Below are 15,019 nucleotides of genomic sequence, written 5' to 3' on the forward strand. Positions count from 1 at the left end.
TGAGCCCTGCTTGCGACTACCGATAGTGGAACGAGGACCGTGCCACGACACCACCCGAATCGGGTGAACCGTTGGCGAGGCCGAGTGCCCAAGCGCGAACCAATTCGACGGAGATTTTGCCCGCAATGGGCCAGAACGGCCCGGAAACCGGTCTCTTCCTCACATTCTCCGTCGAATTGATTCGACGCCCGACGGGCACACCGGCTCACGCCCGCGGGCTACTCCTTGGCGACCAGCGTGAGAACGTCGTAGGTGGCGACGACCTCATCGTTCTGGTTGTGCAGCACGGCGTCCCAGCAGACCTCGCCGTATTCGTCGGTCTCGCGGGGGGTGATCCGCTTGGCCGTCAGCGTGACCCGGATGCTGTCACCCGGCGACACCGGCGTGACGAACCGCAGCTTCTCCAGGCCGGAGTTCGCGAGCACCGGCCCGGGGGCCGCGTCCACGAACAGCCCGGCGGCCCAGGACACCAGCAGGTACCCGTGCGCGACGATTCCGGGGAAGAACGGGTTGGCCGCCGCCGCCTCCGCGTCGGTGTGGGCGTAGAACTTGTCACCGGTGGCCTCGGCGAACGCCGTGATGTCGTCGAGGGTGACCACACGCGGTCCACCCTGCGTCTGGTCTCCCACCCGCAACTCGGTCAGGGACTTGCGGAACGGGTGGATGCCCGTGCGCACCGCGGCACCGGTGTGCCACTCCCCCGTGATGGCGGTCAGCATGTCGGGCGACCCCTGGATGGCCGTGCGCTGCATGTGGTGCAGCACCGAACGGATGCCGCCGAGCTCCTCACTGCCGCCGGCCCGCCCCGGGCCGCCGTGCACGAGATGCGGAACCGGGGAACCGTGGCCCGTGCTGCTGCGCGCGTCGACCCGGTCGAGCATCAGCACCCGCCCGTGGTGCGCGGCGATGCCGAGCACGAGCGTGCGTGCGACATCGGGATGGTGGGTGGCGACGGTGGTCACCAGTGATCCGCCGCCGCGCGCGGCCAGCGCGATGGCGTGGTCGAGGTCGGTGTACTCGATGATGGACGCCACCGGGCCGAAGGCTTCGATCTCGTGCACGGCCGGGCTCTCCGGGTCGTGGAAGGCCAGCAGGATGGGCGCCACGAACGCGCCCTCCGGGTCGGCTCCGGCCGGGGCGTCCAGCGAGCCCATCACGATGCGACCGCCGCCGTCGATCAGGCGGGCGACGCTGGCGAGCACCTCGTCGCGCTGGCCGGTGCTGGCGAGGGGCCCCATGGTGACCCCCTCAGCACGCGGGTCGCCGATGGTGACGCGGCGGGCCATCCGTTCGGACACGGCCGCGACGACCTGGTCGCGGCGACCGGCCGGCACGATCAGCCGGCGGATGCTGGTGCACTTCTGGCCGGCCTTGCTGGTCATCTCGGTCACCACGGAGGCGACGTAGGCGTCGAACTCGGCCGTGCCGGCCGCGGCGTCCGGGCCCAGGATCGCGGCGTTGAGCGAATCGGTCTCGCTGGTGAAGCGCACACCGCCCTCGACCACGTTCGGGTGGGCCTTGAGGGTGCGTGCGGTGCCGGCCGAACCGGTGAACGCGACCAGGTCGCGGTAGTCGAGGTGGTCGATCAGGTCCCGGGCGCTGCCGGAGATCAGCTGTAGGGATCCGGCGGGCAGGATGCCGGACGCGAGGATGTGCCGCACGACCGCCTCGGTCAGGTACCCGGTGGGTGTCGCCGGCTTCACGATCGTCGGCACACCGGCGATGAACGCCGGGGCCAGCTTCTCCAGCATGCCCCAGACCGGGAAGTTGAACGCGTTGATCTGGCAGGCGACGCCGGGGATGCGGGTGTAGATGTGCTGTCCGCTGAAGGAGCCGTCCCGGGAGAGGCCCTCGACGTCGCCGTCGATGTAGACCTGGCTGTTGGGCATCTCACGCCGGCCCTTGGAGGACAGGGTGAACAGCACCCCGATGCCGCCGTCGATGTCGACCATCGAGTCGTAACGGGTGGCGCCGGTGCGTGCGGACAGTTCGTAGAGCTCCTCCTTGACCCCGCCCAGGTACTGTCCCAGCTTCTTCAGCAGGATGGCGCGCTGGTGGAAGGTCAGGCGCCCGAGCGAGGCCTGGCCGACCGTGCGGGCGTGGTCGACCACGGCGGCGAGGTCGAGCCCCTCACTGCTGACCCGGGCGACCTCGGCCCCGGTGCTCGCGTCGAGGACGCGCTGGGCGGCCGCGCCGTCGCCTGGTGTCCACCAGGCGTCGAGAACGTAGCTGGGAACGACCGTGTCAGAGCTCGTGTCAGTGCCGATGCCAGTGCTGGTGCCATTGCTGAGGAGTGTCATGATGCGTCCTTCCAATCGAAGAAGCCGCGGCCGCTCTTGCGTCCGAGGTCACCGCGCGCGACGAGGTCGCGCAGCAGTTGCGGCGGGGCGAACCGCTCGCCGAGGGTGTCGTGCAGGTGTTCGGCGATGCCGAGGCGAACGTCGAGGCCGACGATGTCGGTGGTGCGGAGGGGCCCGACCGGATGCTTGTAGCCGAGCACCATGGCCGTGTCGATGTCCTCGGCGCTGGCCACGCCCTCCTCGACCATGCGGATCGCCTCGAGCGCGATCGCGACGCCGAGACGGGAACTGGCGAAGCCGGGCGAGTCCCGCACCAGGATCGGCGTCTTGCCGAGGGCCGACACCCAGGCCTCGGCGAGCCGGGCGAGCTCCGGATCGGTGCGCTCCCCCGTGACGACCTCGATCAGGGTCGAGACCGGCACCGGGTTGAAGAAGTGCAGCCCGATGAACCGGTCCGGACGGTCCAGCGCATCGGCCAGATCGGTGATCGACAGCGAGGAGGTGTTGGACGCGAGCCAGGCGGTGGGTGCGAGGTGCGCCTCGACCAGGCGGAGCGCCTGCGTCTTCAGCGCCACGACCTCGGGGACGGCCTCGACGACCAGGCCGGAGCCGGCGAACGCGGCGGCATCCGTTGCCACGGTCAGCCGGTCGGTGAGCTCGGCACGGCTCGCGGTCACGCTGCCGCGGCCGAGAGACCGGTCGACGGCCGAGAGAACCCGGTCGCGGGCAGCGGCGGCGGCATCGTCACCCTGCTCCACGACGGTGACGTGGGCGCCGGCCATCAGGAATGCGTGGGCGATTCCGGCGCCCATGCGGCCTCCGCCGAGTACGCCGACGTGGTGCGGCACGGTCGGCTGGGCCAGGTCGGACAGGGTACTGGGCTCGCTACTGGTTGCGGTGCTGAGCGTCATCGCTTCTTCCTTTCCAGGAATGCGGTCATGCGGGCGAATTTCTCCTCGGACTCGAAGAGCCGGGCCTGGGCTTCATTGTCGGCCAGCGGATGCGCAGCCGCCGGCACATGGAAGACTTCCTTGGCCAGCTGGGTCGCCAGGGGATCCTGCTTGGCGATCCGGTCGGCCAGTGCGTGCGCGGCTTCCAGCAGGGCGTCCTGCTCGTGGACCTCGGTGACCAGATGCACGGCCAGCGCCTCGGCGGCAGTGAGGATGCGACCGGCCAGGATGATCTCCTTGGCCACGGGCTCGCCGACCAGCGCGGCCAGCCGCCAGAGTGCCCCGGCCGCCGGGATGATGCCGAGGGCGGTCTCCGGGTTGCCGAGCCGGGCCGTCGTCGAGGCGAGCCGGAAGTCGGCGGCGTAGGCCAGTTCAGCCCCGCCGCCGAGCGCCCAGCCGTCGATGGCGGCGATCACGGGCAGGGGCAGCCGGGCGATCCGGCCGAACAGTCCGGAGTTGATGCCCTTCAGGGCGTCCTCGGCCCGGCGGTCCCGCAGCTGCGCGATGTCGGCCCCGGAGGCGAAGACGCCGTTCGTGCCGGAGAGGATCAGAATGCGCGGCCCGCGCTCGAGCTCGCCGCAGACCAGGTGCAGCTCGTCGATCATGGTCTGGTCGATCGCGTTGCGCACAGCGGGACGGTTGAGCTGCACGTGCACGCGGTCCGGCCGGTAGTCGACCAGCAGGGTCGTGAACTCCCGCGACACCTAGACGCGCTCCACGAGCAGGGAGGAACCCTGGCCGACGCCCACGCACATGGTGGCCACGCCGCGGCGGGCACCCTCGCGTTCCATGCGTCCGAGCAGCGTGATCAGAATGCGGGAACCGGACGACCCGAGCGGATGCCCGAGGGCGATCGCCCCGCCGTGCCGGTTGACGATCTCCGGGTCCAGGCCGAGCCGACGGATGCAGGCCAGAGACTGGGTCGCGAACGCCTCGTTGAGCTCGACGGCGTCGACGTCGCCGATGGTCAAGCCGAGGCGGTGCAGCAGCTTCTGCGTGGCCGGGACAGGCCCGAGGCCCATTGTCTCCGGGGCGACACCGGCGCTGGCCCCGCCCACCACCCGGGCGCGGGGGGTCAGGCCGAGGCGCTCGATGGCGGCCTCGCTCGCCACGACGATGGCGGAGGCGCCGTCGTTGAGGGAGCTGGCGTTGCCGGCCGTGACGATGCCGCCCGGCCGTACGACCGAGCGCAGTCCGGCGAGGCGTTCGAGGGTCGTGTCGGCACGGGGACCCTCATCGATCTCGATCACGCCGGCCCGGGTCGGAACACCCACGATCTCGGGCGTGAAGGTGCCGTCGCGCTGCGCCTCGAGGGCCAGCCGGTGCGAACGCAGGGCGAACGCGTCGGCATCCGCCCGGCTGATGCCATCGAGGGCGGCGACCTCCTCGGCCGTCTCCGACATGGAGAAGGTCGCCTTGTCGCGTGCCTGCAGGCGCGGGTTGGCGAAGCGCCAGCCGATCGACGTGTCCACGATCTCGCCCGGCTTGGCGAAGGCCTTCTCCGGCTTGGCGAGAACCCAGGGCGCACGGGTCATCGACTCGACGCCGCCGGCGATCACGAGGTCCGCTTCGCCGGCCTTGATCATGTTGGCGGCCAGGTGCACGGCGGACAGACCGGATGCGCAGAGCCGGTTGACCGTGATGCCCGGCACGCTGTCGGGGAGACCGGCCAGGAGCACGGCCATGCGGGCGACGTTGCGGTTGTCCTCGCCGGCCTGGTTCGCGGCGCCGAGGATGACCTCGTCGATCAGCGCGGGGTCCAGGCCCGCCCGGGCCACGACCGAGGCGAGCACGACGGCCGCGAGGTCGTCGGGACGGATGCCGGCCAGCACCCCGCCGTATCGTCCGATGGGAGTTCGAACACCATCAACCAGGAATGCTTCGGGCATGGCTTCATCACCTTTGATCGCCGTGTTTACTAACTGACCGTTCGTTTTGTAAAGAATGTCATAGAAGGTCCCTCCCCGGCAACCGTGCGGCGGCCGTGTCGTACGACCCGGACTGAGGCAGACTTGGTGGGTGAATGCAACGCCTGACACCGTCCCATCCGCCGCAGGCCCCGGCCCTCGCTCCAGCAGCCGCTTCGGGATCCGCCATAATCTCATGCGCCCCGACGATTCCGAGCAGTCGGATCGGGTGACGTATATCGAGCTGTTCTTCGACCTCATCTTCGTGTTCGCACTGACCCAGCTGTCCCGCCATCTCTACGAGAACCAGTCCCTGCAGGGAGCCGCCGAGTCGGCCGTGCTGGTGCTCGCCCTGTGGTGGATCTGGGTGCACACCACCTGGGTGACCAATGTGCTCGATCCGGCGCGCCTGCCCGTGCGCGGGGTGGTGCTGGGGCTCTCCCTCATCGGTCTCGTGGTCAGCGTCTCGATCTATGAATCATTCGGTGACCGGGGATTCATCTTCGCCGTGGCCTATGTCGTGCTGCAGCTCGGCCGCACGGCCTTCATGGCGCTGGCCCTGGCCCGGCACGACCGCGGTCTCCACCGTTCCTTCGTTCGGATCTTCGTCTGGCTTGCCGTGGCCGGCAGTTTCTGGATCGCCGGGGGGCTGCTCCCGGCCGACTACCGGCTGCTGCTCTGGGCGATCGCCCTCGGGATCGAGTTCGTGTCCGCCAGCGCCGGTTTCCCGGTTCCGGGACTCGGCCGGGCCGCTCCCGGCGATGCCGAACTCTCCGGTCCGCACATCGCAGAGCGCAGCGCACTGTTCGTGATCATCGCGCTCGGGGAATCCTTCCTGGTGACGGGATTCGCGTTCGTCGACCAGGACGTGTCCGTTCCGGGCGTGATCGGTCTGCTGCTGGCCTTCGTGAGCGGCGCGGCCATGTGGTGGCTGTACTTCGACCATGGCGAACGGGCCGGCAGCCGGGCCCTCGCCACCAGCACCGATCCCGGCCGGATCGCCCGATTCGCCTATACCTATGTGCACGCCCTGATCATCGCCGGCGTGGTGCTGACCTCGGTCGGCGACAAGGAGGTGCTGGGGCATCCGGATTCCTCGATGATCCTGTCGACGGCCGTCGCGATCACCGGCGGCCCGCTGCTGTATCTCCTGGGCCTGACCCTGTTCCGATTCGTGGTGGCCCGGGAACTGCTGGTGTCGCACCTGGCGGGCATCGCGCTGCTGCTGCTCGCGCTTCCTGTCGCCTTCACCCTGTCGCCGCTCGCGCTGGGAGCGGTGTGCGCATCCGTGCTCACGCTCGTCGCCTGCTGGGAGACGATCGTTCGGGTGCGGAACGGCACCGCCGACGAGGAGGCAGGCTAGCGGTATCCGTGCGGCGAAACGACGGGAATGAGGGGTGTGCCCGGAGCGGCACCCCTCATTCCTGTCGGTTCAGGCCCTCTTCTTCGGTTGAGGCGGGGCTAGAAGAAGTCGTCGGGGGTGCCGGCGGCCTTCGTGACCGAGTCGGTGCCGATGCGGGCGGCGGTGAGCTGGGCCATCGCGACACGCAGTCCGGACTCCATCTGCGACGCCCAGACCTCGGTTTCTCGGCTGGCGGCATCGGCGGCATCCGCTCGGGCGATGGCCTTCTCCTTCTCGGCGCGTTCGCTGCGGACCTGCTGGATGCTGAGCGTGATGCCGTAGTAGGCCGCCACCATGGAGGCGATGGGCGTGGCGAAGACGGCCAGCGCGTTGATGCTCTCGCTGGACACGCCCACGAGAAGCATCACGATGAAGGCCACGGCGAGTGCCGCGATGGCGACCAGCACGACCAGAGCGGTGCGCTGGGCAGCCGTGGTCGTCAACCGCGGGACCGGCCTGGGCGCCGGCTGGCCAACGGATGCCGTCTCAGGCTCCGGCGCCGGGTCCAGAGGCTGGAGCGTCTCGGTCTGATCGCTCTGATCGGACAGCGACATGGTGCGGGTGGGCGTGCTCGTGGAGGTGAAATCAGTCATGGTGCGTGCTCCGTCATCAGTGTGCGTCAGGGGAAGAGGTGCTGGGGTCGGTGGGGTCATTGTCTGCTGCCGGTTCGACGCGGTCAAGGCGGGCATCGGGGTCGCCGTCCAGGAAGACCCGTTTATAGCTGCGCCCGTCGGCGAGTTCGATGGTGCGACCGGCGACCTTGCCGCGGCTCAGCTGCAGGTAGATCGCCTGGACCGTCACCCCCAGTTTCGCCGCTGCCTCCGACACCGACAGCCCAGGCAGGTCGGTGGGCACCGCGCTGGGCCGCGCGGCACGCTTGCGTCCGGCTGCCTGGCGCGCGGCGATCTCGGCGTCGGTCCCGCTCCAGCGCCACTTCGCCGCGGCGGCCTTCAGTTCGGCGGCGTCGGCGATCTCCTCCCAGCTCCGGCCCCCGCGCAGCGCGTCGCGCACGCCCACCAGGGTGGCCGGATCGGCATCGAGTTCCACCAGCAGAGAACGGATGGCCTCGATCCGGTCCAGCGGCGCCGAGCCGGGGCTGGCGTCGACGACAGCCAGCCGGGACAGTGCCGCGCTGGTCGACGGTGCGAGAAAATAACCCATTATGCCTCCGGGGCGCTCAGGGGTGCAGGGTGGAGACCAGGTGGGCCTCCGGGCCAGCCTCGCCGCCGATGGCCGCCGCCAGGCGTTCACGGGCGCGGCCCAGGTGCTCGTCGAGAAGCCGGGCGGCTCCGGCGCCGTCGCCTTCGGCGATGAGTTCGAGCAGGCGCTGGTGTTCGGCCTGGATCAGTGCCGTGTCGAGCAGGTTCAGCGACTGCACCCGGGCCATGCACAGGCGCACCTCGCTGACCAGGGAGCGGTACATCTTGCTGATCCGCTCGTTGCCGACGGCGTCGATCAGGCTGGTGTGGAATCGCATATCGGGTTCCACCACGGCGAGCGGGGAGTCTCCGGCCACGGCCGCGATGTCGAGGTTCGCCTGCACGGCCCCGTGCGGGACGGTGCGGGTGAGGGCGAGGCGGCGCAGTACCTCGCTTTCGAGGTAGGCGCGGGCCAGGTAGATGTCGCGCACGGAGTCCGGTCCGAGTTCGGCCACCCGGGCGCTTTTATGCGCCCCACGCACCAGCAATCCCTCGGAGACGAGCTTCTCAATGGCCGCTTTCGCCGTCGGGCGGGCGACGTCGTAGCTTGCGGCCATGTCCGTCTCGGTCAATGCCGCCTCGGAGGTGAGCTCCCCCTCGAGGATGCGGGATCGCAGGTCGTTCGCGATGGCATCCACAATCGATGTTGCCGTTACACGCGCTACCACGGAGCCCACCTTTCCCTCGTCCGGATCCCATCCTGACAGACGGCACCAACTTTCTTCTGGACCAATGTGCATACTTGCTAGACACTCGCGCGGGCGACCGCCGCCCAGCGCGGTCGCCCCTCCACCGGCTAGGGGGTGCCGAAGATTGCCACCGAGTGTGGCGCGAGGGTGACCGCGGCAGGGGTGCGCGAGTGGACCGCGTCTCCGGCGGGGGCGAAGGATGCCAGCAGGGCCGGGGCATCCGTCGGCACCTCTCGGGCCTCCGTGGACAGGTTGATCAGGATCTCGGTCTCGCCGCGGCAGAGTCGCAGCCAGCGCTCGTTCTCGTCGACCGCGACCGCGACCTGGCCGAAGCGCGGGTCGGTCACGTCCGGCCGGGAGCGGCGCAGCCAGGCCAGGGCCTGGTAGAAGCCGAGCAGGCGCGCGTGGCCCGGCTCGGACAGCTCGGCCCAGTCGAGCACCGACCGCTCGAACGTGGCCGGGTCCTGCGGGTCGGGCACCAGGGCCGGGTCCCAGCCCATGCGCCCGAATTCGCCGATCCGGCCCGTACGCACGGCCTCGCCGAGTTCGGGTTCCGGATGCGACGTGAAGAACTGCCAGGGTGTGCTCGCGCCCCATTCCTCACCCATGAACAGCATGGGCGTGAACGGTCCGAGCAGGGTCAAAGTGGCGGCGATCGCCAGCTGCCCGGCGTCGAGGGTCGCGCTGAGGCGGTCACCCGTGGCCCGGTTGCCGATCTGGTCGTGGTTCTGGTTGGCGACGACAAGCCGCCAGGCCGGCATCCGAGCCGTGTCGATCGGGCGGCCGTGGGTGCGCCCGCGGAAGCTCGAGAAGGTGCCGTCGTGGAAGAACCCGTGGGTGAGCACCTTGGCGAGGGCGCCGAGCGGCTCGAAGTCGGCGTAGTAGCCCGTGGTCTCGCCGGTGACCGCCACGTGCACCGCGTGGTGGAAGTCGTCGCTCCACTGGCCGGTGAGCCCGTAGCCGCCGGAGCCCTGCGGCGTGATCAGCCGAGGATCGTTGAGGTCGGACTCGGCGATCAGGCTGAGCGGACGCCCGGAGGTGGCGCTCAGCACGTCGACCTCGCTGGCGAGCTCCTCGAGCACGTGGATGGCTCGCTCGTCGCGCAGCGCGTGCACCGCATCCAGCCGGAGCCCGTCGACGTGGTAATCGCCGAGCCACATCAGGGCGTTGTCGAGGATGTAGCGGCGCACCGGGTCGGAGTCCGGTCCGTCGAGGTTGAGCGAGGAGCCCCAGCCGGTGTCCCCCGCCTCATTCAGGTACGGGCCGAACTGCGGCAGGTAGTTGCCGCTCGGGCCGAGGTGGTTGTAGACGACGTCCTGGATGACGCCGATGCCCGCCTGGTGGCAGGCGTCCACGAACCGCTGGTAGGCCGCCGGTCCGCCGTACCCCTCGTGCACGGCGTACCACAGCACGCCGTCGTAGCCCCAGTTGTGGGTGCCGTTGAAGGCGTTGACGGGGAGCAGCTCCACGAAGTCGACGCCGATCGAGACCAGGTGGTCCAGCCGGCCCGCCGCCGCGTCGAGGGTGCCCTCGGGGGTGAAGGTGCCCAGGTGCAGCTCGTAGATGGTGCTGCCGGCCAGCTGACGGCCGGTCCAGGCGCCGTCCTGCCAGACGTGTTCGCCGGCGTCGAACGTGCGGCTCTTCGCGTGCACGCCGTTCGGCTGGTGCCGGGATCGCGGGTCAGGGTAGGGACCCTTGCCGTCGATCAAGAACCCGTAGTCCACGGGCTGCTCGGCCTGTCCGCCGGCGGGCTCGGCCGTCGGGCGGGGTGCGTGCCACCATCCGTCGCCCCGCGGGGTCATCGCCAGAGTCTGGTCTGCGAGTTCGACCGCAACGGCCTCGGCGGTCGGGGCCCAGACCTCGAATTCAGCGGGCATGGTCGGCACCTTCCTGGTCGGTTGTACGGGTCGTGCCGGCGCCGTCGGCGGGCACCAGCAGGGCCACCGGGTAGCGACGCAGCAGGGCTGCCACGCTGACGATTCCGCCGGGGTGGTGTTCGCCGGTCAGCAGGTCGACGACCGGGTGGCCGGCCAGGACCACACTCGTGTCGCCCCAGCCGCCCGCGGCCGCGAGGCCGAGCGGCATCCGGGTCGCGATGGTGACCGCGCCGCCGCGGTCGAACGCGATCACATGCTCCGCGCCCCCGCCGAACGCGGCGACCGGGCTGTGCCGGAAGAAGCGTTCGGGCTCGTCGCGGCGCAGGCGCAGGGCCCGTGTGGTGACCAGTAGTTTCGCAGCGCCGGTCTCGTCGACGGGAGGCAGCCAGCCGTCCTGCACCCGGGCCAGGTAGCCGCGCCGCAGCTCGTAATCGACCGGGCGACGGTTGTCGGGGTCGACGAGGGAGGTGTCCCACAGCTCGGTGCCCTGGTAGACGTCGGGCACGCCGGGCGCCGTCAGCTGCACGAGCTTGTTCGACAGCGCGTTGCTCCAGCCTGCGACCCGCACCCGGTCGACGAATGCGGTGAGCGTCGGCGTCACGGCCGGGTCGTCGATGGAGGCCGTCACGAGGTCACGCATGGCCGTCTCGAAGTCCTCGTTCCGGTCGGTCCAGGTGGTCGACGTTCCGGCCTCGCGGGCGGCCTTGTCGGCGTAGGCGACGAGGCGGTCGGGCGTGGCCGGCCAGGAGCCGACGATGGCCTGCCAGAGCAGGTTCTCGAACGGGGCGTCGCCGAGGGGTGCGGCCGCGCGAAGGACAGCCAGGGTGCTCTCCCATTCGGCGGGGATCTCGGCGAGCACGGAGATGCGGGCCCGCACATCCTCACTGCGCTTGGTGTCATGCGTGGACAGGGTCGTCATCGCGGCCGGGAAGGTGGCCAGGCGCGTCTGCTGGCGGCGGTGGAACTCGGCCGGGTCGACCGCGAACTCCCCCGGGTCGGCGCCGACCTCGTTGAGCGAGGTCAGTCGGCTGTACCGGTAGTACGCGGTGTCTTCCACGCCCTTCGCCATGACCATGCCGGAGGTCTGCTGGAACCGCACGGCCAGCGGATGTGCCGGGTCGCCGAGCAGCGGAAGCAGCCCGTCGATCGCGGGCCCGAGATCGGGCCGGTGGCGGGCAGCCTCAGCGGCAGCGTGGCGCAGCTCGTCGATGCCCACCGGAAGGTAGGAACGGTAGACCGGGAAGCAGGCCAGGAGTTCCGCCAGCGCGTCGACGGTCGTGGCGTCCGGCGCGCCGCCTGGCGTGGCGTCGGCGCCGGGCACCAGGCGGGCCAGGCGCACGACCTCGGCCTGCAGGGTGTGGTCGGCGATGACGCGCTTCCGCGCGTGCACCAGATCGGCCCAGCTCGCCGGCGGCGCATCACCGGTCGCGGCTGCGGCCTCGGCCTGCAGCCGGGCCTCGAGCGCGTCGAGCGCGCCCTGCCCGGCCGGGTCCACGAACAGCCGGTCGAAGTCGGCGAGGGCGTCATAGCCGGTCGTGCCGGCGGTGGCCCAGCTGGTGGGAAGCTGTTCGTCGCCTTCGAGGATCTTCTCGACGAGCACGTAGGCTCCGTCGGTCGCCTCCTGCAAACGGTCGAGGTAGCCGCCCGGGTCGGCGAGGCCGTCGGGGTGGTCGACCCGCAGCCCCTGCACCAGACCGCTCTGAACCCAGCGCAGGATCTCCCGGTGGGATTCGTCGAAGACCCAGGGCACCTCGACCCGGAGGCCGGCCAGGGTGTTCACGGAGAAGAAACGCCGATAGTTCAGCTGCGCGTCCGCGCGGCGCCAGTTGACGAGTTCGTAGTTCTGGCGGGCGTGCACGGTGCGGGCGTCCGCACCGTCCGCACCGTCCGCGGCGCTGCCGGGGGCGAGCGGGAACCGGTTGTCGTAGTAGCGCAACTCGTCGCCGACCACCTCGAGGCGATCGAGCTCACTCTGCCCGTCCGCGTCGTCGCCGAGCACGGGCAGCAGGATCCGATCGCCGTTCGCGGCCCAGTCCACATCGAAGGCCTCCGCGTAGCGGGACGCGGTGCCGTGCTGGAGCAGGTCCCACCACCAGAGGTTCCGGTGCGGGGTCGCGACGCCCATGTGATTGGGGACGATGTCCACCAGGATGCCGCGCCCGGCATCCGTCGCCGCCGCCGCCAGGCGGGTGAGCGCCTCGGCGCCGCCCCGGACCGGGTCGATCCGGGAGTGGTCGACCACGTCGTAACCGTGGTCGGAGCCCTCCTCGGCGGCGAGGAGCGGAGACAGGTAGAGCCAGTCGGCACCCAGCTCGGTCAGGTAACCAAGCACTCCCTCCGCGGCGGCCAGGTCGAAACCGGCCGTGATCTGCAGGCGGTAGGTGTTCAGCGGGACTCTCACGGCTGGACCAGGTGCGCCGGGTCGACGATGGAGATGGTCCCCGTCATCAGACCGGCCAGGGAAGCCGCGACGGAGTGGTCCGGCGCGGTTTCCGGCGCGTGATAGGCGCGCAGCACCACCAGCGACCGCGACGTGACCGTGTGCAGGGAGCCGGCGGGCCGGGGAATCGCGTCGGCGCCCTCCCCCGCGGTGTCGACGACGATCTCCCACTCGGGGGCGTACTCGGCCGAGGGCAGCGTGAATTCGACATCCTCGGCGTCCGCGTTGAAGCAGACCAGGAAGTTCACGTCGGTCACCGCCTGTCCGCGGGCGTCGCGCTCCCGGATGCCGTCCCCGCTGAGGAACATGGCGACCGTGCGGGTGAGGTGCTCGTCCCAGTCCTGGGGTTGCATCTCCTGCCCGTCGGGGGTCAGCCAGACGAGGTCGCTCATCGGGTCACCCACGGTGCGGTTGCCCGGGTGGCCGTTGAAGAAGCTGCTGCGGCGGAAGGTCGGGTGTTCGCGGCGCAACCGCGACACGGCGGCCGTGAACTCGATCAGCGGGTGGTCCGCATCCGACCAGTGGATCCAGCTCAGTTCGTTGTCCTGGGCGTAGGTGTTGTTGTTGCCCTGCTGCGTGCGGCCGAGCTCGTCGCCGTGCAGGATCATCGGCACACCCTGGGAGAGCAGCAGGGTCGCAACGTAGTTGCGCTGCTGCCGGGCCCGCAGGGCCAGGACCTCCGGGTCATCCGTCGGCCCCTCGACGCCGGAATTCCAGGAGCGGTTGTGCGATTCGCCGTCCTGGCCGTCTTCGCCGTTGGCGTCGTTGTGCTTCTCGTTGTAGGAGACCAGGTCGGAGAGGGTGAACCCGTCGTGGGCGGTGACGAAGTTGATCGACGCGACGGGGCGGCGGCCGGAGTGCTCGTAGAGGTCGGCGGAGCCGGTGATCCGGGACGCGAACTCGCCCAGCGTCGACGGTTCGCCCCGCCAGAAGTCACGCACGGTGTCGCGGTACTTGCCGTTCCACTCCGTCCACTGGGCGGGGAAGTTGCCGACCTGGTAGCCGCCGGGGCCGACGTCCCACGGCTCGGCGATGAGCTTGACCTGGGACACCACCGGGTCCTGCTGTACGAGTTCGAAGAAGGTGGAGAGCTTGTCGACGTCGTACAGGTCGCGAGCCAGCGCCGAGGCCAGGTCGAAGCGGAATCCGTCGACGTGCATCTCGAGCACCCAGTAACGCAGCGAGTCCATGATCAGCTGCAGCGAGTGCGGGTGGCGCACGTTCAGGGTGTTGCCCGTGCCGGTGTAGTCCATGTAGTAGCGCTTGTCGTCGTCCATGAGCCGGTAGTACGCCTCATTGTCGATTCCCTTGAAGGAGATCGTCGGGCCGAGGTGGTTGCCCTCCGCGGTGTGGTTGTAGACCACGTCGAGGATGACCTCGATGCCCGCGTCGTGCAGGCTGCGCACCATGCCCTTGAACTCCTGCACCTGGTTTCCGAGGTCGCCGGTGGAGGAATAGGCGTTGTGCGGGGCGAAGAACCCGATGGTGTTGTAGCCCCAGTAGTTGTTCAGGCCCTTTTCCTCGAGGGTGCCGTCGTTGACGAACTGGTGCACGGGCATCAGCTCGATCGCGGTCACGCCGAGTTTCTGGAGGTGGTCGATGACCGACGGATGCGCGACGCCGGCGTACGTGCCGCGCTGGGCCTCCGGCACGAGCTCCTGCAGTTCGGTGAGGCCTTTGACATGGGCCTCGTAGATCAGGGAGGCGCTGTAGGGCGTGCGCAGGGGCCGGTCGCCGACCCAGTCAAAGAACGGGTTGACGACGACGCCGAGCATCATGTGCGGGGCGGAGTCTTCGTCGTTGCGCGAATCGGGGTCGCCGAAGTTGTATGAGAACAGCGACTGGTCCCAGTCGATGGTGCCGCAGGTAGCCTTGGCGTAGGGGTCGAGCAGGAGCTTGTTCGGGTTGGCCCGGCTGCCGGCTGCGGGGTTGTAGTCCCCGTGCACGCGGTAACCGTAGCGCTGGCCCGGCTGAATCAGAGGCAGGTAGCAGTGCCAGATGAACGCGCTCGACTCGACAACCTCGACACGGGTTTCCTCGCCGTTGTCGTCGAAGAGGCAGAGCTCCACTCGGTGTGCGGCTTCGCTGAACAGTGCGAAGTTCGTGCCGCTGCCGTCATAGGTCGCCCCAAGCGGGTAAGCGGTACCGGGCCAGGTTTCCAAAGAGTGCTCCTCGTGGTTCGAGTCTGGTGCTGCCGGCTAGCCGACCGGGCCGATGGGCCCCTAAGTACGCTACAGTCTGCTGCGGCCGGCCGA

The 15,019-nt window shown here is 69.9% G+C and carries 11 protein-coding genes; 1 reads left to right on the forward strand and 10 read right to left on the reverse strand.

Translation table 11 applies throughout. The features are described 5' to 3' along the window. Positions 1-218 precede the first annotated feature (218 nt). The 4 genes from paaZ to AC0J5J_RS04050 are packed head-to-tail and all read right to left on the reverse strand — an operon-like array spanning position 219 to position 5,139. On the reverse strand, positions 219-2,300 hold the full coding sequence (gene paaZ, locus AC0J5J_RS04035) for a phenylacetic acid degradation bifunctional protein PaaZ (protein WP_474899613.1): 2,082 nt from the start codon (positions 2,298-2,300) through the stop codon (positions 219-221). Next, positions 2,297-3,211 (reverse strand): 3-hydroxyacyl-CoA dehydrogenase family protein, encoded by a 915-nt coding sequence (locus AC0J5J_RS04040; protein WP_474899615.1) that lies wholly within the window; start codon positions 3,209-3,211, stop codon positions 2,297-2,299. The genes paaZ and AC0J5J_RS04040 overlap by 4 nt, the downstream gene beginning before the upstream one ends. Then, positions 3,208-3,954 (reverse strand): enoyl-CoA hydratase/isomerase family protein, encoded by a 747-nt coding sequence (locus tag AC0J5J_RS04045; RefSeq protein ID WP_474899617.1) that lies wholly within the window; start codon positions 3,952-3,954, stop codon positions 3,208-3,210. The genes AC0J5J_RS04040 and AC0J5J_RS04045 overlap by 4 nt, the downstream gene beginning before the upstream one ends. Beyond that, positions 3,955-5,139 (reverse strand): acetyl-CoA C-acyltransferase, encoded by a 1,185-nt coding sequence (locus AC0J5J_RS04050; RefSeq protein ID WP_134424080.1) that lies wholly within the window; start codon positions 5,137-5,139, stop codon positions 3,955-3,957. It abuts the gene before it with no gap. Between the two features lie 130 nt (positions 5,140-5,269). Here AC0J5J_RS04050 and AC0J5J_RS04055 point away from each other — a divergent pair, with 130 nt between their 5' ends. Next, positions 5,270-6,520, forward strand: a complete 1,251-nt coding sequence (locus AC0J5J_RS04055; protein ID WP_474899619.1) for a low temperature requirement protein A — start codon at positions 5,270-5,272, stop codon at positions 6,518-6,520. Between the two features lie 98 nt (positions 6,521-6,618). Here AC0J5J_RS04055 and AC0J5J_RS04060 read toward each other — a convergent pair whose 3' ends face one another. The 6 genes from AC0J5J_RS04060 to glgX all read right to left on the reverse strand — a co-directional run bounded on the left by AC0J5J_RS04060 (position 6,619) and on the right by glgX (position 14,926). After that, entirely contained in the window at positions 6,619-7,152 is a 534-nt protein-coding gene (locus AC0J5J_RS04060; RefSeq protein ID WP_474899621.1) for a hypothetical protein, read from the reverse strand. 16 nt (positions 7,153-7,168) lie between these two features. Continuing rightward, entirely contained in the window at positions 7,169-7,720 is a 552-nt protein-coding gene (locus AC0J5J_RS04065; protein ID WP_134424082.1) for a hypothetical protein, read from the reverse strand. A 16-nt stretch (positions 7,721-7,736) separates the two neighbouring features. Further along, positions 7,737-8,426: a GntR family transcriptional regulator gene (locus AC0J5J_RS04070; protein WP_134424083.1), complete on the reverse strand. Its 690-nt coding sequence runs from the start codon at positions 8,424-8,426 to the stop codon at positions 7,737-7,739. Positions 8,427-8,554: 128 nt separating this feature from the next. Further along, entirely contained in the window at positions 8,555-10,324 is a 1,770-nt protein-coding gene (treZ, locus tag AC0J5J_RS04075; RefSeq protein WP_474899623.1) for a malto-oligosyltrehalose trehalohydrolase, read from the reverse strand. After that, complete coding sequence (treY, locus tag AC0J5J_RS04080) at positions 10,314-12,725, reverse strand: malto-oligosyltrehalose synthase (RefSeq protein ID WP_474899625.1); 2,412 nt, start codon at positions 12,723-12,725, stop codon at positions 10,314-10,316. Before treY ends, treZ begins: the two co-directional genes overlap by 11 nt. Next, the gene (gene glgX, locus AC0J5J_RS04085; RefSeq protein WP_134424086.1) at positions 12,722-14,926 is read right to left on the reverse strand and encodes a glycogen debranching protein GlgX; all 2,205 of its coding nucleotides are present in this window, start codon (positions 14,924-14,926) and stop codon (positions 12,722-12,724) included. Before glgX ends, treY begins: the two co-directional genes overlap by 4 nt. Between the last annotated feature and the right edge of the window lie 93 nt (positions 14,927-15,019).

This window comes from Cryobacterium sp. TS_SC_7 (assembly GCF_056156285.1).